The sequence below is a fragment of the Trichodesmium erythraeum IMS101 genome (genome assembly GCF_000014265.1).
GTDB classification, from domain to species: Bacteria; Cyanobacteriota; Cyanobacteriia; order Cyanobacteriales; family Microcoleaceae; genus Trichodesmium; species Trichodesmium erythraeum.
The window spans coordinates 4,817,632-4,839,371 of sequence record NC_008312.1 but is presented as its reverse complement, the minus strand read 5'-3'; the positions used below and the strand labels follow the sequence as shown (position 1 = coordinate 4,839,371).

Annotated in this window: 16 protein-coding genes; 9 read left to right on the top strand and 7 right to left on the bottom strand. The window is 31.8% G+C overall.

The window, feature by feature from the left end; genetic code table 11:
• Positions 1-16 precede the first annotated feature (16 nt).
• The 4 genes from TERY_RS15195 to TERY_RS15180 all read left to right on the top strand — a co-directional run bounded on the left by TERY_RS15195 (position 17) and on the right by TERY_RS15180 (position 4,229).
• Positions 17-1,054, top strand: coding sequence for an IS630 family transposase (locus TERY_RS15195; RefSeq protein ID WP_011610086.1), 1,038 nt, complete (start codon positions 17-19; stop codon positions 1,052-1,054).
• Positions 1,055-1,324: 270 nt separating this feature from the next.
• Positions 1,325-2,218 (top strand): indole-3-glycerol phosphate synthase TrpC, encoded by an 894-nt coding sequence (gene trpC / locus TERY_RS15190; protein ID WP_011612644.1) that lies wholly within the window; start codon positions 1,325-1,327, stop codon positions 2,216-2,218.
• A gap of 199 nt (positions 2,219-2,417) precedes the next feature.
• The gene (locus TERY_RS15185) at positions 2,418-2,651 is read left to right on the top strand and encodes a DUF5340 domain-containing protein (RefSeq protein ID WP_044137601.1); all 234 of its coding nucleotides are present in this window, start codon (positions 2,418-2,420) and stop codon (positions 2,649-2,651) included.
• Between the two features lie 420 nt (positions 2,652-3,071).
• Positions 3,072-4,229 (top strand): aminotransferase class V-fold PLP-dependent enzyme, encoded by a 1,158-nt coding sequence (locus TERY_RS15180; protein WP_011612642.1) that lies wholly within the window; start codon positions 3,072-3,074, stop codon positions 4,227-4,229.
• Between the two features lie 526 nt (positions 4,230-4,755).
• Here TERY_RS15180 and TERY_RS15175 read toward each other — a convergent pair.
• The 6 genes from TERY_RS15175 to petM all read right to left on the bottom strand — a co-directional run bounded on the left by TERY_RS15175 (position 4,756) and on the right by petM (position 10,432).
• Positions 4,756-4,983 carry a DUF2949 domain-containing protein gene (locus TERY_RS15175; RefSeq protein ID WP_011612641.1) on the bottom strand — a complete coding sequence of 76 codons (228 nt, stop codon included), beginning with the start codon at positions 4,981-4,983 and terminating at the stop codon, positions 4,756-4,758.
• Positions 4,984-6,193: 1,210 nt separating this feature from the next.
• Positions 6,194-6,721, bottom strand: a complete 528-nt coding sequence (locus TERY_RS15170) for a DUF192 domain-containing protein (protein WP_011612640.1) — start codon at positions 6,719-6,721, stop codon at positions 6,194-6,196.
• 277 nt (positions 6,722-6,998) lie between these two features.
• Entirely contained in the window at positions 6,999-7,694 is a 696-nt protein-coding gene (nblR, locus tag TERY_RS15165) for a response regulator transcription factor NblR (RefSeq protein WP_081432549.1), read from the bottom strand.
• 234 nt (positions 7,695-7,928) lie between these two features.
• Positions 7,929-8,846 (bottom strand): NAD(+) kinase, encoded by a 918-nt coding sequence (locus TERY_RS15160; RefSeq protein ID WP_011612638.1) that lies wholly within the window; start codon positions 8,844-8,846, stop codon positions 7,929-7,931.
• Positions 8,847-8,879: 33 nt separating this feature from the next.
• Positions 8,880-9,857: an NAD(P)H-binding protein gene (locus TERY_RS15155; RefSeq protein WP_011612637.1), complete on the bottom strand. Its 978-nt coding sequence runs from the start codon at positions 9,855-9,857 to the stop codon at positions 8,880-8,882.
• A 473-nt stretch (positions 9,858-10,330) separates the two neighbouring features.
• On the bottom strand, positions 10,331-10,432 hold the full coding sequence (gene petM, locus TERY_RS26390) for a cytochrome b6-f complex subunit PetM (protein ID WP_063823346.1): 102 nt from the start codon (positions 10,430-10,432) through the stop codon (positions 10,331-10,333).
• A 47-nt stretch (positions 10,433-10,479) separates the two neighbouring features.
• Here petM and pdxA point away from each other — a divergent pair, with 47 nt between their 5' ends.
• From pdxA to TERY_RS15130, 5 genes are all read left to right on the top strand, one after another.
• The gene (pdxA, locus tag TERY_RS15150) at positions 10,480-11,520 is read left to right on the top strand and encodes a 4-hydroxythreonine-4-phosphate dehydrogenase PdxA (RefSeq protein WP_011612636.1); all 1,041 of its coding nucleotides are present in this window, start codon (positions 10,480-10,482) and stop codon (positions 11,518-11,520) included.
• A gap of 1,015 nt (positions 11,521-12,535) precedes the next feature.
• Positions 12,536-13,315: a hypothetical protein gene (locus tag TERY_RS15145; protein ID WP_011612635.1), complete on the top strand. Its 780-nt coding sequence runs from the start codon at positions 12,536-12,538 to the stop codon at positions 13,313-13,315.
• 577 nt (positions 13,316-13,892) lie between these two features.
• Entirely contained in the window at positions 13,893-14,468 is a 576-nt protein-coding gene (locus TERY_RS15140; RefSeq protein ID WP_011612634.1) for a hypothetical protein, read from the top strand.
• Between the two features lie 3 nt (positions 14,469-14,471).
• Positions 14,472-16,274, top strand: a complete 1,803-nt coding sequence (locus TERY_RS15135) for a hypothetical protein (protein ID WP_011612633.1) — start codon at positions 14,472-14,474, stop codon at positions 16,272-16,274.
• A 685-nt stretch (positions 16,275-16,959) separates the two neighbouring features.
• A complete protein-coding gene (locus tag TERY_RS15130; RefSeq protein ID WP_011612632.1) occupies positions 16,960-19,071 on the top strand; it encodes a prolyl oligopeptidase family serine peptidase in 2,112 nt (703 codons plus the stop codon).
• Positions 19,072-19,985: 914 nt separating this feature from the next.
• Here TERY_RS15130 and TERY_RS15125 read toward each other — a convergent pair.
• Positions 19,986-20,636 (bottom strand): GNAT family N-acetyltransferase, encoded by a 651-nt coding sequence (locus TERY_RS15125; RefSeq protein WP_011612631.1) that lies wholly within the window; start codon positions 20,634-20,636, stop codon positions 19,986-19,988.
• Positions 20,637-21,740: the final 1,104 nt, after the last annotated feature.

The following is a 21,740-nucleotide window of genomic DNA, read 5'->3' as shown; positions in this document are numbered from 1 at the left end:
AAGAAAAAGACAAAAAATGAATATTATAGATAAACTAAATGATTTTATTAATCAAACAAAAGAGTCTAAAGAAATTAAAAGGGCCTTGGCCGTAAAAATGACCTTGTCAGGAAAATCCTACCATGAAGTCAAAGAATTATTAAATGTTTCTCACAGTTTTATTAGTGAATGGAAAAACCAAGCATTATTTCATGGTGTAGAAAGTTTAAGGCTTCAGTATCAAGGGAGACAAGGTTACTTAAAAACGGTCGAAAAAGAGAAAACAATTGAGTGGTTGAGAGCACAAGATTATCTTAGGTTATCAGATTTAAAAAACTACTTACAGGAGCAATATGATGTGGTTTTTGAGTCTAATCAAAGTTACTATAACTTGTTTAAAGAAGCGGGCATAAGTTGGAAAAAAACTCAAAAAAAGAATCCTGCTAAAAATGATGAATTAGTAGAAGTTAAAAGAAAAGAAATAGAGGAATTTTTAGCTAAATGGCAACCAGAAATAGAAACTGGAAAGCTTACAGTGTTTATGATTGATGAATGTCATCTTCTATGGGGAGACATATTAGGTTATGCTTGGGGAAAAACAGATGAAAGAATAGAAATTGCAATTAAAAATGAAAAAGAAAGACAGACTTATTATGGAGCTTTAGACTATAAAACCAAGGAATTTCTTGTGCAAGAATATGAGAGTGGAAATACTAAAAATACTATTGAATTTATTAAATATTTGCAGAAGCAAAGACCGGGCAACAAATTGGCAATATTTTGGGATGGGGCAACTTACCATAACTCTCAAGAATTTCGAGAATATTTAATGACAATTAATCAATACTTATCAGAAGAAGAATTGTTGATAAATTGTACAAGATTTGCTCCCAATGCTCCGGAGCAAAATCCTGTTGAAGATATTTGGTTACAAACCAAAAATTTCAGTATTACTTTTTATCATCTTTGCAGTTCTTTTAAAGTAGTTAAGTGGCTATTTAAGTTTTTTGCGGATGGTCAAATATTCAATTTCCCAAAACTTTTTCAGTATGAAATTTTGCCGCAACCTACTTAGGATTGCTATATAGATTATCTAGGTTAAGAAAACCTGATAATCAATTTAAATTAAGCAGGTAAACAAAATTAATTACACATTTTTTCAAGCTGAATTTATTATACTGTATATCTTGCATAAAAATAGGCAATGCCTACTGAAGTATTTAAGTTCCTATATACTAATATTAATTGTTAGGAAATTGGTGACTTGAATAATCTCAACATTGCTAAATATTGAAAAAGCTGAAAAGTATCAAGTAAATATAATCAAGTAATTTATTTAAAATAAATGCAAATTCGTCGCCGTCCGCCAAACCCAGCGGTAGAAATGGGCACTTTACGCTATGAGGTTTCCGTGCCAGAGTCAAAGCCTAAAAATATTCTAGAGGAAATAGTTTGGCATAAGGAAAAAGAGGTAGATTATTTGCGTGACAAAGAACCTTTAGTTGAGTTAAGAAAAAAGATTAACTTAATGCCTCCTCCTCTGGATTTTTTGACTACATTATCAACAGGAAAAACTCAACTTGCTGTAATAGCTGAAGTGAAAAAAGCTTCTCCTAGTAAAGGAGTAATTAGACAAGATTTTGAACCAGTTGCTATTGCTAAGTTATATCAGGAAAATGCTGCAACTTGTATCTCAGTTTTAACAGATAGAAAGTTCTTTCAAGGTAGTTTTGAAAATTTGGCAAATATTAGGGAAAATGTTGATTTACCATTACTTTGTAAAGACTTCCTAATTTATCCATATCAAATATACTTTGCTCGCTTATATGGAGCTGATGCTGTGCTATTAATAGCAGCAATTTTATCAGACCAAGACTTAAAATATTTTATCAAAATAGTTAATTCTTTAGGAATGACAGCATTAGTTGAAGTTCATACTTTGAAAGAATTAGATCGGGTATTAGGAATAGAAGGGGTTAAGTTAATTGGTATAAATAATCGCAACTTAGAAGATTTTTCAGTGGATTTACAAACAACTTTTCAACTGATGGAAGCTAGAAAGAAAGAATTAGAAAAACTCGGAATTTTAGTTGTAAGTGAATCTGGAATACATAGTTATGAAGATATCAATTTTATGATAAACGCTGGTGTAAATGCTGTTTTAGTAGGAGAGTCTTTAGTCAAAAAAACAAATCCAGGTACAGCATTGCTACAACTATTTAATGAAAATAAAAGTTAAAAGCTATGTCTATTTGTAATATTTAAATATGTTATAGAAGTATTTTTACTTACTTCTTATAAAAGAATATTTATGTTTTTCGTTAGGAAAAATTGAGGTGACGAGGTAATATAAGATTTATGCCTTTAGCGAAGATTAAATCCCCCAATACTTTAATTCGGGAAGTGGGAAATTACTAAATACAATGAGAGATAAAACTATGGAAAAAATACCAGTTCCCTCTCGTATTCATTATGAACTACTACTTCAATTATTAGAAAAAAAGACAATTGTGGCAGTAGATTATAACACAAAAGAGTCCCAAAAAGTTCAAGAACTTATTGTGGCTGTGAGGAAAGCTTTAGCACTGCAAAAACAGTTAGAAGAATGCTGTAAACAAGCAAATTTACCAATAGAATATTACTGGTCTATTAATGAAACTAAAAAATATTAAAAATATTAGGGGCTATGGCTAGATTAAATTATTTGTAGTGAATTTCTTAATGAAAAAAAAATAGCTTATAAACTTTTGTTTGGTAAAATTACTCTTTGCTAGGTTATTTATAACTACAATAAATAGTTGAGTAAAAAACTCAAAAAATTAAGAACTTAACTAAGTCGTAAGTAGTAATATAAAATTAATTACAGCTCTTCTAGAAAAGCTAAATTATTTGCTTTAATTACGAGGGTAGAGAATAAAAACAGGTAAATAGTTTTGTAATGTTACTTAACTTTTAGAAAATTAATCAAAAGATAAAATCCTACAATTTTCAAGCTTATGAAGCTTAAAGAAAAAGTAAGCTTTTACTGTGATGTGCTTCTGTATAAATAAACATAGACACCGTTCAAATTAAACATAATAAAGGAAAAAAAAATGGATGATAAATTGATGTTAATGATTCCTGGACCAACTCCAGTGCCAGAAACAGCATTACTCGCAATGGCCAAACATCCAATAGGCCATAGAAGCGGTGACTTTTCTAAAATTATGGCAGAGGTGACAGAAAACCTTAAATGGTTACATCAAACTAAAAATGATATGTTGATCTTAGCATCTAGTGGTACTGGAGCTATGGAGGCAGGTATAATTAATTTCCTCAGTCCAGGCGATCGCGTACTATGTGGATGTAATGGTAAATTTGGCGACCGCTGGGCAGAAGTCGCGACAGCTTATGGTCTCCAAGTTGAGAAAATTACAGCAGAGTGGGGTAAAGCTTTAGAGACAGAGAAATTTCGTCAACACCTAGAAGCAGATAAAGACAAACAAATTAAAGCAGTTATTCTTACCCATAGCGAAACTTCTACAGGTGTTCTAAATGATCTAGAAACTATTAATGGTTATGTTAAAGCTCATGGTGAAGCTTTGATTATTGTAGATGCTGTCACAAGTCTTGGGGCAGTCAGTATACCAGTAGATGAGTTGGGTCTTGATGTTGTTGCTTCTGGTTCTCAAAAAGGTTACATGATACCTCCTGGTTTAGCTTTTGTGGCAGTGGGACCTAAAGCTTGGACTGCTTATGAAACTGCTAAGTTACCACGCTACTACCTTGACTTAGGTAAGTATCGTAAAGATGCAGCTAAAAACACTACACCCTTTACCCCACCAGTAAATTTGTTCTTTGCTTTGCAGGCCACACTTAGAATAATGCAAGCCGAAGGATTAGAAAATATTTTTGCTCGACATGATCGTTTAAAAAGTGCAACTCGCGCAGCTATCAAAGCTTTAGGCTTGCCCTTACTGGCTTCAGATAAAGTAGCTAGTCCTGCTGTTACAGCAGTTGCTCCACCAACAGAAGTAGAGGCAGAAAAAGTACGGGCTATTATGAAAAAACGTTTTGATATTGCTTTAGCTGGTGGACAAGACCACTTGAAAGGGAAAATTTTTCGCATTGGACATTTAGGTTTTGTCTGTGAAAGAGACGTCACAAGCGCGATCGCTGCCTTAGAAGTTACTTTGAGAGATTTGGGATATGAATCTTTTACCCCAGGAGAAGCTCTAGCTGCTGCTTCTAGAGTTTTAGTAGAATCATAATTAAATTGATTAAATTAATAGTTTAGTAGTTATAGCAATCCTAAATTTGTTGCGATAATGTTTATAACAGTTAATTTTAACTGAAACCTTTAAAAGTCTGAGTCCTGAGTCCCGACTCCTAACTAGCATCAAAGTGTTATAGCTTTAATAGGATTGCTATAGTAATATATTGTGAAGATATTGATCGTTATATTAAATTTTTACTACTAGATACATATTTAAAAACCAAATTTAGTTATTTTTATCGTGCTTAATTTTAGTTTTTAATTAGACTTAAATTTGCTATTTTTAAGTAGTTGTAGTTTTTATATTTACTTGGTAAGCATTCAGCTTTTACTAATAACCAGTTCTTCAGTAATCATATTCTCTCCTAAAAAAGCGAGGTTTAAATGAATACTTATGACGATTAAAATAGCATATTTGGGTAGTAAATTTTAAATCTCTATCAATCTCAATTTATTAATAGCTATTCATGATTCTATTTCACAATAGCCGATGGCTAATAGCTGACAGCTGAGTGCTTGCTTTAGTTGAACTCATAAGTGTTTTGTAGCCAATCAAATATTTTGTCTAATTGTTCTAAAGTAACTAAACCATATTGCCACAAAATCATCGATAAAGCATTAGAATCTGGTTGAGGGCATGGTAATTCTGAAGTAATACTAGCTCGTTCAGCAATTGCGATATAAGCTGAAGATATAGATAATTCATTTTGCAAGAAATTAATAAAGCGGGTATAGTTATTTGATGTCATAATTGATTTTCACCTCCTTGTTTTTCATACAATATTTTCGTTATTCTTATTCTTAATAAAGTATATATTTTATACCACTTTCCCAAAATAATGCTATTTTTGATAAAAACTTCAGTTATTAAGAATAACCCAGTTAAAGTAAGTTTTTTAAACATTACATAGAAAGAGGAAAGATATATTATTCGTTTCTTTTCTTCCTAATATCTACGAGCAATAAAATATAGCAATGCTTTTGAGATTTGGTATTACATATTTGAGATAATTTGCAAGTCAATAAAATTAATCTTTTTGACTTGGACTAAGCAATTGTTGACTATGATAAAGTAAATATTTTTTTGTTTAAAGCTACTATTAGCCAGTTTTTGCTCTGTTCTATAGCTCTAAATTTTTTATAATCAAATTCAAAAACTTTTTGATGAACTAAACAAAAGTTATAAATTACCTATCAAAATAACAAGATAGCTGTAGCTTCCATCGATTTTGATCTACAGAACTTACCTTTGCTATTCCGCAAAATTTAGGTAGTAGTTCATACAAAATCTGCCAAGTGTAAGAAAATATTTTTTAAAGTTACAGCTATTGTTAAATAAGATATTAGGCGATGGGACAAGCCGGATTTTATACTTGGAGTTGATATCAGATAAATATTAGTGAAATTAGAGTTGCTCAAAATATGTACTTCTATGGGGAACACACTTATGGACTTGATACAGTCATACAAAAGTTTCCTCAGACTTATATCATTTCCTTGAGCATCGTTTGTGTATAATATCAAGTCACAAGTGGAATAAACTCTTATGCCTCTTGCATTCTAAACTCTGCCTTCCTTTCACTAAAATGTAAATATTCAAGGGAACATAACCGATATGTAGAAACTGGGTTATGAGACGAAATTTCGTAAGAGGACAAAGCAATAATTAAGACAATAAATCTGGTTTCTTATTTGAGTGCATAAGTCCTTTTTTCTACAATAGGTTTTTACAACAAACAATCGTTAAAATTTTGGTGTCACCTGTCTAAGCAAGTAGGCATTTTAGTAAGATTTCTTTCTTTCATGTTTAGGGAGAACTTCGAGGTCAAACCTTTGATTTACAGGCATTATAGTCTAATTTAAATTATTAAATTGTTTAAGTTTCACAATTCCCTATGACCTATTTCCTACGACCTATTTATTACCTATTCCCTATTGAATATAAATTACTCAAAGTATCTAATTTTTAGTAACTATTATCCGATCTCCTACCTTCAAACCTAATTCCGTGATACGACCTCCGCGCACTTCAATAACTTGATCGACTGGAGCACTAGATCCATACATAGGGCAAGGATCGGCCAAACAAGGAGGAACATCAAGAGCGATCGCCTTAACGACACTAGACCTAACAAATATTATATCAAGAGATATTTTACAATTTTTCATCCAGAAGTTAACCTTCCGAGGTGGGTCAAAAGAGAATAGCATTCCTCGATCGTCAGCTAATTCAGTTCTGTACATCAAACCCATTGCTTGCTCTTTGGGAGTTTTCGCCACCTCCAAATTAATTATTTGACCAGATATTTGAGCTTGAGCTGTAATTGGCAATACCTGGCCTTTCTGAAATACCTGAAAATTTGATGTGCGTTGAGCTTGTGCTTGAATATTAATAGCTTCTGAAATTTTAACAAATGTTATTTGTAGCGAAAAGCCAACCAAAAACAGAATTATCCCATACTTAAATAAATCAAACTCACTACCCATAACAATATCTCAAATTTTAGAACAACAGGACTTACACATTACCTCATATAGTTTATTTTTGCGGATTATTTTGAAGATTTACACTACAATTAGTGCCATCCGTGTAAGTCCTAAACAACTTACTTATCGTTACAAATAATGATTTCTTGCTAGCATAATTGTGAATGTAGATAAACAACCCTAAAAGGTAGGTAGAAAAATGCTGCTACTGACGATAACCCTTGAGAAAATCATAAAGTAGAAAGCCATTAGAATATACCCACCATCATATATAGCTTTAAGTTTCTCTTAATACATACCCAATACCACGGATAGTCTGAATTAATCTTTTTTCACCTTCTCTCTCAATTTTAAGACGTAAGTATCTAATATACACCTCAATGACATTAGACTCACCTAAAAAACTATAACCCCAAACATTTTCCAAAATCTGTTCACGACTCAATACTTCACGAGGATGCTCCATTAGAAACTTTAACAGTTCAAACTCTTTCATAGTCAACTCAATACTACGACCATGACAAAAAACTCGCCGACTAGCAAAATCTAAAATTAAATTTGCAAAGACCAACTGTTCTTTGTCTGATGTATTAGGTTGCAAATAAAATCTAATTAATTGTAAAAAGTCATCTCTTCGATAAGGTTTTAGAAAATAATCGTCAGCTCCAGACTCTAGACAAGCCACTCGATCTTCTACCTGATCACTAGCCATCAAAAGTAGCAGGGGCTTTTTGTTACCCATTTTCCTCAGATTACTGCATAATGATAGTCCAGATTCACCAGCCAACATTCGATCAATCACGATCAAAGCAGGTTGAAGCTCCATAGCTCTATGAAAACCATTACTAGAGTTATTAGCAACAATTGGATTGTAACCTGACTCTTGTAGGTCTAGACTCACATATTGGGCTAAAGTTTCATCAGTCTCTATTATTAAGACAGAAAGATTTTGGTCAACAGTTAGGGTACTCATACTAAGACTCATTGAATATTAGATTTACATCACTTAATATAATCCTGATTTTTTTAAAACATCAGAGTTAGTCTAGCACTGAGAATTGTTACAAAAAATGAGAACAAGAATAAAAACTAGCAAATAGCAGATTCAAATACTATATTGACCAAAAAATCGGGTTGAAAGCTTCACTTTAAGGTATAAGTCCACAGACTCCAGTTAGCATTTCGTTATTCTAATAGCAGGAGAATATCATGGCAGTTCCACAGAAGTTGGCTTGGCAATATGTGGTAGTCCCCACCCCAATTTCTCCCGAAGAATGTGAAAAAACTCCGGTGTTTTAAGTCGAATAAAACGTGCTTTATACTGAGATTGTTTGACTTGTATACTATCCTCTGGAAGAACATAACATCCTCCATTACCATCTACAACCATCATTAGACGATTTGGACCTGCTGGCAAAACAGTTATAGGTTCAGTATCAGCAAAAACTAAAGCGCGGGATGCAAGAGAATGGGGACAAATAGGTGAGAGCTCTAAAACTGGAACTCCTGGAGTGATAACAGGGCCACCTGCGGATAAAGAATAAGCAGTAGAACCAGTGGGAGTAGATATAATAATACCATCAGCAGCAATATCTATGGGAGCGTGTTTACCAATTTTAATTTCAAAATGGCACATACAAGTCATCGGTTCCCGATGCAAAACCATTTCATTTAAGCAGAGAGCTTCCCAGAATAACTTATCATTTCGGAACAGACGTACTTCTAGCATAGTCCGCTCTTCTATTTCATAGTTTCCTGCTAGAATCTGTTCAATAGCTGGGTACAAATGATTGACAAAAGTTTCAGTTAAGAAACCCATGTGGCCTGTATTGACAGTTAATAGTGGAATCTGGGAGGGTGCAGCTTGACGAAATGCGGATAGAACAGTACCATCTCCTCCTAAAACAATGGCAAATTTCATATCTTTTGTAAAACCAGAGGGAACTAGCTGGTCTATAGGAGTATGGCATACAGGGCGTTCTAGATTAGGATAACCTAAAATTCCCTCGGCCCCAATGACGAGATGAACATCATAGCCATAAGCCTTCAGCTTGTCTTTCAATTCATTAGTTATGCGACAAGCTATAGGTTTAGCATCGTTATAAATAATTCCTATTTTAGACACTCGCAAAAATCTAGTTCAGGGTAGTTAGAAGCTCTAGAAAAAGAAAGGTTTATTTTTAGAAGTTGTTTTTCCTAGTTTTGCTTGTTCGTATTCTATTTCCTTCAGTTTTTTCATAATTCGACTATAATACTCTTGCAAATAAGACTCTAGGGTGGTTATTTCTTGAGGATTAATACCAAATAAAGAATATACATCATCCATAGGAGCAATTATTGGCTGACCGCTGGCTAATACTTCTGCAAAAGCTAGCCTATCTGCCACATTCCAACCCCATTGAAATGACCTAGTAAACTGACGGAATATGCGCAATAGGTTAATATTAGTGCGAGTTACTTTGGCCTTTTCACCGGAAAGTCGTTCACACATCCGAATAATTTCATTGGCATCCCAAGCACGAGGACCTACTACTGGAAAGCTCTTATTTTCTGTTTCAGGAACTGAAAGAGCGCCCACAGCAAATTTTGCTATATCTTGAGTATCCATATATGCAATGGCTGACCCAAGACCAGGTACCCATACTGCTTGCTTATCTAAAATTGGTACTGCATATTGACCTATTAATCCTTGTAAAAAGCCACAGGGTTTCAATATTGTGTACTTTAACCCAGATTCAGCAATAAAAAGTTCTGTACACCGCTTAATTTCTAAAAGAGGAACTTGGGAGTATTTTTCTGCATTTAAAAAGGAGAAAAATATGAAACGTTCTATACCTTGAGCTACTAGAGTTTGAATTAGTGATACTTTTCCTTCCCAGTCTACCTGTTTGATACTTAGAGCGTCTGTTGCTCTTGCCGTTGCAGCATCTATAACTGCATCAATTCCTTCTAAAGCGGGTATTAGAGTTTTAGGTTTACAGAGATTTCCCCCTACTAGTTCGGCTCCCCACTCTTTTAAGAAGGATGCTTTACTATAACTTCTGATTACACAGCGTACTTCATAACCTTCATCGAGGGCATGACGTACTATTTGTCTACCCAGAGTACCAGTAGAACCTAAAATTAATAGTTTCATAAAAGTTGTGTTAATTATATTAAATATTCATTCATCACTTTAGCAAGTTTATCTCATTTTTTTACAAAACTTAATATTTTGCAGTAATAGTAATATTTGGATTGATCAATTGATCACTTTATTTCTTATTATTAAGGATACTATGATACTATAGTTAGGCTTATACACAGGATAAAAAAAGAAAATATTGCTAAGTATAGAGCTATGCCCATGCCCAAGTTGGGAGTAATATTGAAATGAGTTTTTCTCCATGGAATGCTCTGCAAGTATATTTATTGTGTAGCAAAACAGCATTTAGCAATATCTACGCCTTAAATGCGTAGTGCTATATCTTAAAGCAGAAAGTTATAGCTCTACGCGCAAGTTATAAGTCATAAGTCATAACTCATAACTCCCCACAATAAGTCAGGAGTTATATATGACTTGGTTTTAGTATTTAGTAATGTTGCTTATCTTTGCTTAGACTGCTATAACTATTCGCCTCCTTGTAATTTAAGTAAGAGGAAGCCTCCTGCTAAACCAATTAAGATTACAGAAAAAGACAAAATTGCTGCATTGAAAATCTCACCACTCATATTCTTAAAATACTCCTATACAAAGTGTATATGTATTTTAAGCCATTATGAAGACAGCCGTGAGTGAAATAAAAAGTCCAATTCCTCGTTTAGCAATAACTATTGGAGATCCTACAGGTATAGGACCAGAAATAGTTCTGAAAGCTTTAGCAGATCCGAAGGTGAGAGAAAATTGTGATTTGACAATAGTTGGGAGTCGTCAAATTTTGCAAGAAACTTACCAACAACTATCTCTGGAAAAACTTGTCTATTGGGAAAATTTGAAAATTTTAGATGTAGAGTTTGATGGAAATTTAGAAGATATTTCTCTGGGGAAAGGTAATGCTGTGAGTGGGGAAGCTAGTTTTTGTTACATAGAAACCGCGATCGCCCAAACTTTAGCTGGAGAGTTTCAAGGTATTGTCACTGCTCCTATTTCCAAAACCTGCTGGCAGATGGCTGGTCATAAATATCCTGGTCAAACAGAACTTTTAGCCGAAATTGCAGGAGTAAAAAATTTTGGAATGTTATTTGTTGCCCACTCACCCCACAGTAATTTTGTACTTCGTTCTCTTTTAGCTACCACACATATACCATTAAGTCAAGTACCAGCAGCTCTAACACCAGAGTTAATGAGTTGGAAATTAGAATTATTGGTGGAAAGTTTACAAAAGGATTTTGGTATTTCTAAACCAAAAATTGCTGTTGCCGGTTTAAATCCTCACAGTGGAGAAAATGGACAATTAGGAACAGAAGAAGAAGATTGGTTAATTCCTTGGTTAGAGAAAGAAAGCGATCGCCAACCAGATATACAATTGTATGGACCTGTGCCACCGGATACCATTTGGGTTAAACCGGGTCTTGCTTGGCGAGGTTTAGAAGCATTGACTTGCGATGCTTATTTGGCACTTTATCATGATCAAGGTTTAATTCCAATAAAACTAATGGCATTTGATTTAGCTGTTAATACTACTATTGGTTTACCATTTGTTAGGACTTCTCCTGATCATGGTACAGCATTTGATATAGCGGGTCGAGGTATTGCTGATGCTACGAGTATGAAAGCAGCGATAAAGTTAGGAAAAGAGTTAATTTTACAAAGAATTTAGGTAGGTAGATATGATTATAGGAGTGTATTAATCAAGAAAAGCTCACTTCCCAGGGCTATCAGGCCCAACCCATCTTTGATTTACTGATTCATATATATAGTGTTTTTCAAGCTTTTAGAAATACTAGAAGTGGAAAGTCTATTATTAACAAACGCCATAAAACCTTGTTTATTAATAATTTTCTCAGTTTATTGACAAGATGGGTAAGCCAAGTATTGAATCTGCCTTTTTTTAATTAGCTTTTCTGGTGGCAAAGATAATATATTTGTCCCCGGAGTTTTGGTCTGTCAATCTTTAATTTAGGGCCTAATCAACTATCAAAGTACTAATTTACTGGCTTTTCTAATTTTATCAACCTGTAATTTTTTCTTTAACATACAGATAGTGGTTTGTAAATTTTCAAATGATGGGTTAAAACTAAATGGAGAAGACAAGGAGAAAAAGTAGATAAGGGGGATAAAATCAATCTTGACAGACCAGTATTTAACTTTGTTAATCATGAATTTTAAATCCACACCGAACAAACTTTACACTTATGGTGTGGACTTCTGCTCAGATAGCTTCCTTATCCTGTCGGACTCCACGAGCTTTAAGAATACAATACCCTAGGGAAGTAATAAGAGTGCATTTTGGGAAATATTTGCTTGATTACAGTTATGATAACATCAACTTTTGCCAAGAATGCAAAAAGCAATATTTATAAATTAATAGGATTCAATGCCCCACTAATTGACGTTAGATTTATCTTATGCAATTCTCATAGGCTATAGTATTAAGCTTCTTGAAGCTTTAGTTAAAATAGAAAATATACAAATAGTTAGTATAAAGAAGCCAACAAATTCTATTGTTAGGTAAAATACTTGCTAGTAAAAATTTTGTTTCAGCTCATATTCTAGGAAAAAATTAGGAAATATAGGAAAAAATTAATAGCTAAAAATATACCTATTAAAGTATGAGCTAGCAAAAAATAAAATCCTTGGAAACTCAAAAATTATCTTAGATAACCTAGAATAAAATGTCCTTTGCTATGCAGGGAAAAATGGATTATGAAACTTTAGGGAAAACAGGAGGAATTACCACAACTCCTGGAACACCACAATGGGCACTTGCAATTAAGTTAAAATTACAATCTGTTCTCAAAAAAAGTATCGTTGCTAATGCAGAACAATTAAAAGCATGGCGTGAATTAATAAAACAACCAGCAGCTTATCAGCAATTACTTGATGAGGAAGGAAAGCCATTTAATAATTATGAAGAATTATGTCATGCTCAACCGCCATATGGATTAGGTTGTGAACCAAAAGAAATTGAGGAATTAATTACTGAACTAGAATCAACTGAAATCAAAAAAGTTGACATTTTAGAAGATCCACTTAAAGATTTAGGAAATCCATCAAATTATTTTCATAAGTTTTCTAAACTTGTGGAAGCTTGTCCAGAAAATCAAGTTTTAAACGCATCTAAAATAGGAGAAATATTAGATTATGCTCATAGTACTGCTCAACTATGGAGAAAACGATGGGAACATTTGGGATGGTTGGAACAATCAAAAAGTGGCGGAAGAGGTTTTTATCAAATTACTGAATCAGGAAAAACTGCAGTAAAAAATTGGTTGGAACAACAACCAGAAGGTCAATTAAATAAAGAATTATGGATAGTAGTTGCTAAGAATCCTAAGAAGGCAGCCGAAAAGTTAATTAAGTCATTTACAACTGAAGATTTAAGAGAAGTTTACAAACTAATTGGAGAATCTTTTAGTAAAAAATCAACTGTATTTCGTGGAGATATGAAATGAATATTATTCTGTAGTTATCATCGGCTTGACTTAGGTCATAATTCAATGTTTATAGCTTAGATTTAAGCTATTAGCTATATAATAGCTAATTGTAGATAAATACGTTATCAGATCAATTCAAAATTATTGTTTTTAAAGTATTTTAATTTTGTCAATTTCCTAATATTGTTTTGCATCTTTATAGTAGTAAAAGAGATTTTTTTTATTCAATATAACTTAATACTAACAAAAAAATGCTAAAGTAATTATTGTCTGTATTTGAAACATATTTATGTTGATATAAATAAAAATAACTGTAATAATTACTTTTAAATTAGGGATTTTGAGTCAACTAAATTACCTTATGGTTAAATGAGAATTGATCTGATTAAAAAAAAATTATCAGAATTATTCGTATTAAATTAAATTTAAATTTAATTTTATATTTATTCTCAGTTTATAAGCTGTGGAGATAGTCTATGTCACAGTTACAAATCTATTTCGTTTTATCTAGTAAAATGACTATTCTATAAATTTATACTTCAGGATTATTGGAAGTCTTAAATATATTCATTAATAAAATTAATAAGAGGAACTAATGAGAGAAATTTCGACTGAACAAATGCTTTATTTGCTTTACACTTTTGCTTACTCAATAGAGGGAACGGTAACTAAGAGTACAGTAAGGAACAATTTATCTGAAAAAGACCGCGTATGGGCAAAATCAGTGGCTGAGACTTTATGTGAGTTGAAGTTATTGGAATCTCCTAAACGAGGCAGAATTCAAATTACTGAGATTGGGATGAAGGCTCTGGTTATTAGTCTTCAAACAACAGAATATAAGTTCAGGTCTAACAAAGGAGCTAAAATTTTAAATGCTTTGATAGCTTGTTTAAAGTTAGCAACAAAATATAATCAGACAAGTTCTCAAAATGAAGATATGGATTTTGAGACTTTTGTAGATAAGTTTAAAGAGCTTTACCTTGAAGAAAGAAAGCGTCAAGAATTGGAAGGTGTTGTGGCTATTTGTAGTCAAGAAATGTGCTATAAGTTTAGGCAAAATAATCATATTTCTGAATTGCTACTAGAAAAATATTTTGACAAATTGAAGTCTAATGGTCTAGTATTTGCAGTACAAGAAAACAATAAAGAATTAATTCAATGGGTGGAATAAATTATGCCGGAAGATGCAGGAAAAAAAAGATATATTAGAAATTTTTTAAACGAAATTAAACCAGGAGAAGGTTATGTAGAAGATATTTGGATTGAACGTGATGTAAGATTACCAGGGAAAGACGGTGAAGGTTATATTACAGCTCAAAGTATATCTCGCAAGTCCTCAATATCAAATATAACAGAACTACTTCAAGACGATCTTGAACATACTTTTGATGATAGATATTTTACATTTAGATTCGTGGCGGCACCTCTTGGCAGTGGTAAAACTTCCCTATTAAATTATTTGCATAAGTTAATACAAACTCAGGCAAATTATGAAAACCATTCTGTAGTAGTTAAGTTTCCACTTTATAGTTTGCGGACAGTTCGTAGTAATCATAATTTTAGCGTTAAATTTTACCATTATGTTTTAGGGTATACTTTTTGGACGTTAATACATAATCAAAAGCTATTACCATCTGTAAAAGAAGTTGCTAAAAATATCCTTGCAGAATATGATGCAGAGTCGTTATTAAATACAGGAATTAAAAAGGAGGTAAAATTAAATCCTTTCCTCTCAAAATTTAATAAACTTTTCAACCAAATTGAAGTAAATTTGGTAGAGTTATTTTTTGATGTGATATCCCAAGTCACAAGAGTAGACCCTAGCTTTACTTTTGTATATCTAATAGATGAATTAGATTCATTAGCAAAATTTCCTCAAGATCTAGAAGAAACTAGAGTTATTTTTAGAGCATTACTAAAGCATACTGTTCAGAAATTTGGAGGAAATATTCCTCTACTAATTTATTTGGTAGGTACATCAGTTAATGTAAGTTCTTTAATTGAAGGAGACTTTGTATTAAAAAGCTTGGTAAAAGAGTCTGTAATTAATCTTAGTAAAGGTTCTAAGAAAGAATTTATGATGATTAAACAAGAGATTGATGAAAGGTTAAAAGGAGCATATAAAGGATATAAAAAATTTCATAAAGCCTGGCAAGAAATTCAAAATATACCCTTGAAATTTGATAAACATTTCCGAGAATTTTGTAACTATTATTCAGGAAAAGTTCTAGAAATACATGAAAAGTATTTTTCCGAAGCAGAAGAGCAAAAATTTGAAGGTGATGCTCGTGAATTAGTCAAAGCAGAATGTCAAAAAAGATGGGAAAAATATTTAATTAAGAAAGCATATACACTATCAGCAGTTGAAACTACAAAAGTACTTCAAGGCAAAAAAACTAGACAAAAACACGCTTTAGATTGTTATGTAGAATTGCTGCATAATGATAGAATAATAGCTAGAGCTTTTGGTGAAGCGAAAAATTATAAATTGATTCTTGGCCACTTGGATGATTTTAGTTCCTGGTTAGATGATTTAGACTTTAGGCCATACCCTTCAGAAGATGTTCCTCCAGACTTAGCTTTTATTATTGCTCCTTCATGTTCAGAACTTCTGAAAAGAAAGCTAGATTTGAAAAATATAGAATTTATTCAAGCAGATAAAGTTATTGATAAAGTATCAACTAAATTACCAAATTTAACAAGTTCAACTAGAAATAAAGGTATTGAAACAAAACCAACTTCATCATTAGATTCAAAGGTATCAACTACTATTAATATCAATACAGCAAGTGAAGCTGAGTTAGAAATTGCTTTCAAAGGTTTGCGTATTAGGGCTGACAAAAGAAAAAAGCTGATAAATAATAGAAAAAATGATCCCTATAGAGATTTAGCTGATCTAGTATTTGACCTGAAGTTTAACAATAGTATAGAAGCAAAACTGCAACAAAAACTTGATAAAGGTGAAATTTGTTTCTGAGGTTAAATTACTGATTAACAAATCAAAAATATAAAATAATAAAAATAATTTTTAGCATATATTGCTACTGATAAAGCAGGATCAGTAGAAAATTGTTATGGCATTCAAATTTTCTATCCTTATCAATGATTAGAAGACCCTAAATCAGAAAAAAAATCAAGGTTGGGTTAAGTCTAAAAATAAAACTATTTTTAATTGTCTGGCAGAAAATTCCTAAGTTAAAACTATAAAAAAATGACTAACTTAAATTTGGGAATATGAAAAATATAGTATTCCTTTTAAATAAGGCGATCGCTACTTCTATTACAAAAATGATGGTTGACAAAATCAAATTCTTTTATAGACTTTACCTACTCTATACCCAGAAACCAAAACTTTGATAAACCCCAATAAATTCTCAGAAGATAGAACAGTTTATCTTTGAAGAATTGCTATTATTTAAGATGCTAAATATATCGTTTATGGTATTTATAAAGCTGGTTTATCTTGGCAATAATGGCAGATAAAAAAAGTATTAAAAAGCTCCTAAATAATAGAAAAAGTAGCTCTTCTAAAGGTTTAATTTATCTTGTATATGATCTGAATTTTAGCATTTTAGCGAGAATGTCAAAGCTAAATTTATAAAAAACTTGATCAAAGGTAAATTTACTTCTAAGATTAAACTAATCATTCACTATTCAATAATATGAAAGAGAAAAAACAACCTTTAACATATCCTATCACTGAGAAAACAGATACAGTAGAAAATTATCACGGTGTTGAAGTTGCAGATCCTTATCGATGGTTAGAAGACCCTAACTTAGAAAAAACTAAAGAGTGGGTAAAATCTCAAAATGAAATTACTTTTAACTATTTGGCAGAAATTTCCGAAGGAGAAACTATCAAAAAACGACTAACTAAAATCTGGGATTATGAAAAATATAGTGTCCCATTTAAAGAAGGCGATCGCTACTTCTATTATAAAAATGATGGTTTACAAAATCAAAGTATATTATATACATTGCCTACTCTAGATGCAGAACCAAAAGTTTTGATAGATCCTAACCAATTCTCAGAAGATGGAACAGTCGCTCTTTCAGGAATTGCTATTAGTAAAGATGGCAAATATATCGCCTATGGTATTTCCAAGTCTGGTTCAGACTGGCAAGAATGGCGCATCAAAAATATTGATACTGGAGAACATTTCCCGGATGTTTTGCAATGGATTAAATTCTATATACCAACTTGGAAAAATGATAATCAGGGTCTGTTTTATAGTCGTTACGAACAACCAAAAGAAGGGAAGTTAAAAGATACTAACTATTTACATAAGGTTTACTATCATAGTTTAGGAACTTCTCAAGATAATGATGTACTAATTTATGAAAAACCTGAACAAAAAGAATGGAGTTTTAATTGTCATGTCACAGAAGATAATAAGTATTTAATTATTACAGTTTGGCAAAGTACAGAACGCAAAAATCTAGTTTTTTATCAGGATTTAAGTATACCAAATGCGCCAATAGTGGAACTTATTAGCGAATTTGAAGCTGAATACCTTTTGATAGATAATTATCAGAATATTTTTTGGTTTTTCACAGATTTAAATGCTCCAAAAAGACGAGTTATTGCCATTGATATTAACAACCCTCCATCTCCTTCTTTAGTGAGAGGAGAAAATCAAAATAAATGGCAAGAAATTATTCCTGAAGCTACAGATGCATTGCAAGGGATAGGAACACTTAATAATCAGTTTGTTACTTTCTATTTAAAAGATGCTCATACTCAGATAAAAATATTTAATCTTGATGGTTCCCCAGTCAGAAATGTAGAATTACCTGGCATTGGTTCAGTAGTTGGTTTTTATGGTAGACGTCACGACACAAGCACATTTTATAGTTATGTTAGTTTCACAACTCCCTCAACTATTTATCATTACGATATGGTGAGTGGTGAAAGTAAAATTTATCGTCAGTCAAATGTAGATTTTAATCCTAATCAATTTGAAACAAAGCAAGTTTTTTATAGTAGTAAGGATGGTACAAGCATCCCCATGTTTATTACTCATAAAAAAGGTGTAAAACTAGATGGCAATAACCCAACTATTCTTTATGGATATGGAGGATTTAATATTTCTCTGACTCCTAACTTTTCTATTAGTAGATTAATTTGGTTAGAGATGGGGGGAGTCTACGCAGTGCCCAATATTCGTGGAGGTGGAGAATATGGTGAAGGGTGGCATCAAGCAGGAATAAAACAACAAAAACAAAATGTATTTGATGATTTTATTAGTGCTGCTGAATGGTTGATAGAAAATAATTGGTCTTCTTCTCCAAAGTTAGCTATTACTGGTGCTAGTAATGGTGGTTTATTAGTAGGTGCTTGTATAACTCAAAGACCAGAATTATTTGGTGCTGCTTTACCCGCAGTAGGAGTAATGGATATGTTACGTTTCCATAAATTTACTATTGGTTGGGCATGGACTGCTGAGTATGGTTCCCCAGATGATCCCGAAGAATTTAAAGCTTTATATGCTTATTCTCCTCTACATAATTTAAAGCCAAAAACATCTTATCCTCCAACTTTTATTACTACTGCTGACCATGATGATCGGGTTGTTCCAGCTCATAGTTTTAAGTTTATTTCTACCTTACAAGAAGTTCATATAGGAGATCATCCAGTGTTAATTAGAATTGAAACTAAAGCAGGTCATGGAGCCGGAAAACCTACTACGAAAATAATTGCAGAAATTACAGATGAATTTGCTTTTTTGCTGAGAAACCTTAAGATAGAATTACCTGAAAATTTTGGTAATTAATTTAAGTAAAATATAGTTGAATTAGGAGTGTTTTATTGAATTTTACTTGGGTTCTAACTGCTAAAAATAAAGAGCTAATTCATAAACAAAATATTAAACTAGCTCTCGTTATGGCTCATCAAAATCTATATCAATAAGGAGCTTAGTAGATGTCAATTATTCTAGTAATTCATTCTGCTGGATTTTGAAATATAGGTAGCTCCATTACTTTCCCTAATAATTTGCTACCTTACTACGCCTAAATTTTTTATTTTGATGCTCTAACCTACCAAAATACATCAAATTTAGGATTAATTTTTTTCTTGATTAAATATAATTGCTACTATAAATATAATTACACCGCCGACATTACTAATAATAGTTTTTAAGGCATTATTATTATTAGTATTAATCGCTTTTATGGCACTGATGATAATAAACCATTAAAATTTTATTTCTTATTTCACAGCTATTTGTGGTACTTGAGTAGTCATAAAGATTAGGTATAAAATTTTATCTTACTGATTTATTTAGGTTATTTTTTTATATTTTTTAATGCATCTGTTATTGTTTCACAATCTCCAAAATATTATGTCCTATATCTAGCATAAGAACATAATATATCTTTTTATCTGAGGCTCATATTGTTCAGCTAGTTTTAGTCCATCATGTGTAGCAAAGATCTATATTTTTACTTCAATTTCTTTCCAGTCTTTTTGGGGGTTGCTATCCTTTTTACATTGACGTTTTGCTCAAGCCCAAAATTGTTGCTATCTAAGAAATCTTTTTTGGGTCTAGTAATTTTTAGCTCATGTATTTGGATACCTGCTTCATTGGAATATGCTATTACTATGAGCTTTAATCAATATTATTTTCTCCTAATTCCTGATTTTTTATTTATACTTAAGTTTTGACTAATGGATGCAGATTAAATCTTAACCTGAAAAAGATTTACGCAAAAGTAACTTTCGGGGTTGCCCAAATAGTAGAGAGCCAAAAGTCCACTCAGCTTCTTCTAATCTGTAACCAGCTTTATAATAAAGTCTCTGGGCACTATGATTATTTTCTAATACATGAAGGTATAGTTCAGAAAACCCCCATTCTAACACCTTATGTTCACAAAAATTTAACAACTGTTGGGCAATTCCTAGTCTTCTATAATCAGGATCAACAGCTAAATTTGACAAGTAAGCATACTCAAGATTATCTAACTGCCAAGGATTTATCAACAAAAGTCTATTCTGCTGAAGTGACCGTATACTAATTTCTACAGTTCCCACCAAATCATGGCCCTCAAGAGCAGATAAATTCTCAGTAGACTTAGTCTCTTTGAGAAGCATAGCAATAATACATAAATAATGATCACTTTTAGAGCCGATACGATTACGTAAATCTTCGTAAATACTTACTTGTAAAAAAGGATAAATATAACCCATAATTCCTTTACGGGAATGAAAACTATTAGTTAATATTTCGGAAATACTCTTGAGGTCCTGTGGTTTAGCAATGCGGATTGAAAAGTCAAATTGATGATATTTTCTGACTTGAGGTTTAACAGACTTTGAGAAAAAAAATAAAGGATTCACAATATACTTAAAAACTATATCTATATAAATTAAAAATGTCTATAATTAACTACCACGAGCTATTCATTTTGAGAGACATAGATTGAAAAAATGCTTATATACAAATCTTGAATAGCCAAACTTTTTTACTGATTCGATGGACTCTTCTATATTTATTGGTGTATAATCTCACTTTGAAAAATACGAAGATTTATCTTATTTAAGATATAGTTTACTAATATACATCATCATGTGTTTTTCGTCTAAGTAAGTCGGTGTTGAAATTGGTTGCTATGTAATAAAATGTAAATTAAACTCAAATCAAATCTGTAGAAGAGCTTGAAGTTAATATATAAATCTTAATATAGCTAGTTTTTTCACATCTACCTACTTAATATGGAGTAATAGTGTATTGCTATAAGTATTTATATATCAATATGACTATTTGCAAATGAAATTTTAGCTTTTATTGAATAAACAATTTTAATGCCCTAGAAAAGAACAATTGTGAATTTATATAAATTAATAGTGTATCTGAGCATATAGGTATACTATTGGCTGTAACTACAACAACATTTTAGTAAATTATTTAACTAAATTAGTACAGAAACCAAGATAATATTTTCTAACAATTTTTATGATAAATTTACCAAAGTTTATTAGAAAAAAAAGTGTTTTTTCATGGAATTTATTATGTGTATAAGTGGCGTTATATTCTTATTTACTTATTCTAATTAGTTAGGACTTGCTGAATATATTTATGGGGAGGGTAAGAGGCAGGCAGACAGGATTGGATTGAGGCACAGAGTAATGAATATATGGGGATTAGAGAAGATGTAGTCAGAATTGCTATTTTCAATTTTTCTACCCTTAATCACTCAAAATTATTCATTTTGAACTAACTAATACCAAATTATTTTACATTAAAAAAAAATATTTAGTAATATTTAAGTAAATTCTTTCAGTTTTTTTAGCTAAGCCTAATTATTTTAAAACACAATAAGGTGAATAATTTAGCTTGTATAGATGTGTAATTAATTTGGAACAACTACTTAACTGTTATATTCTAAGAGCAATTGTCAAAAAAATTAAGTATATTAAAGTTTTATATTTCTAAATACTATT

What these genes read in the sequence shown, in the direction of transcription:
- TERY_RS15185 (WP_044137601.1), top strand. Translation starts at nt 2,418, where the DNA reads ATGGAAAAAATACCAGTTCCCTCTCGTATTCATTATGAACTACTACTT.
- TERY_RS15135 (WP_011612633.1), top strand. Translation starts at nt 14,472, where the DNA reads ATGCCGGAAGATGCAGGAAAAAAAAGATATATTAGAAATTTTTTAAAC.
- TERY_RS15155 (WP_011612637.1), bottom strand. Translation starts at nt 9,857, where the DNA reads ATGAAACTATTAATTTTAGGTTCTACTGGTACTCTGGGTAGACAAATA.
- TERY_RS15170 (WP_011612640.1), bottom strand. Translation starts at nt 6,721, where the DNA reads ATGGGTAGTGAGTTTGATTTATTTAAGTATGGGATAATTCTGTTTTTG.
- TERY_RS15145 (WP_011612635.1), top strand. Translation starts at nt 12,536, where the DNA reads ATGTCCTTTGCTATGCAGGGAAAAATGGATTATGAAACTTTAGGGAAA.
- TERY_RS15175 (WP_011612641.1), bottom strand. Translation starts at nt 4,983, where the DNA reads ATGACATCAAATAACTATACCCGCTTTATTAATTTCTTGCAAAATGAA.
- TERY_RS15195 (WP_011610086.1), top strand. Translation starts at nt 17, where the DNA reads ATGAATATTATAGATAAACTAAATGATTTTATTAATCAAACAAAAGAG.
- petM (WP_063823346.1), bottom strand. Translation starts at nt 10,432, where the DNA reads ATGAGTGGTGAGATTTTCAATGCAGCAATTTTGTCTTTTTCTGTAATC.
- trpC (WP_011612644.1), top strand. Translation starts at nt 1,325, where the DNA reads ATGCAAATTCGTCGCCGTCCGCCAAACCCAGCGGTAGAAATGGGCACT.
- pdxA (WP_011612636.1), top strand. Translation starts at nt 10,480, where the DNA reads ATGAAGACAGCCGTGAGTGAAATAAAAAGTCCAATTCCTCGTTTAGCA.
- TERY_RS15130 (WP_011612632.1), top strand. Translation starts at nt 16,960, where the DNA reads ATGAAAGAGAAAAAACAACCTTTAACATATCCTATCACTGAGAAAACA.
- TERY_RS15180 (WP_011612642.1), top strand. Translation starts at nt 3,072, where the DNA reads ATGGATGATAAATTGATGTTAATGATTCCTGGACCAACTCCAGTGCCA.
- TERY_RS15140 (WP_011612634.1), top strand. Translation starts at nt 13,893, where the DNA reads ATGAGAGAAATTTCGACTGAACAAATGCTTTATTTGCTTTACACTTTT.
- nblR (WP_081432549.1), bottom strand. Translation starts at nt 7,694, where the DNA reads ATGAGTACCCTAACTGTTGACCAAAATCTTTCTGTCTTAATAATAGAG.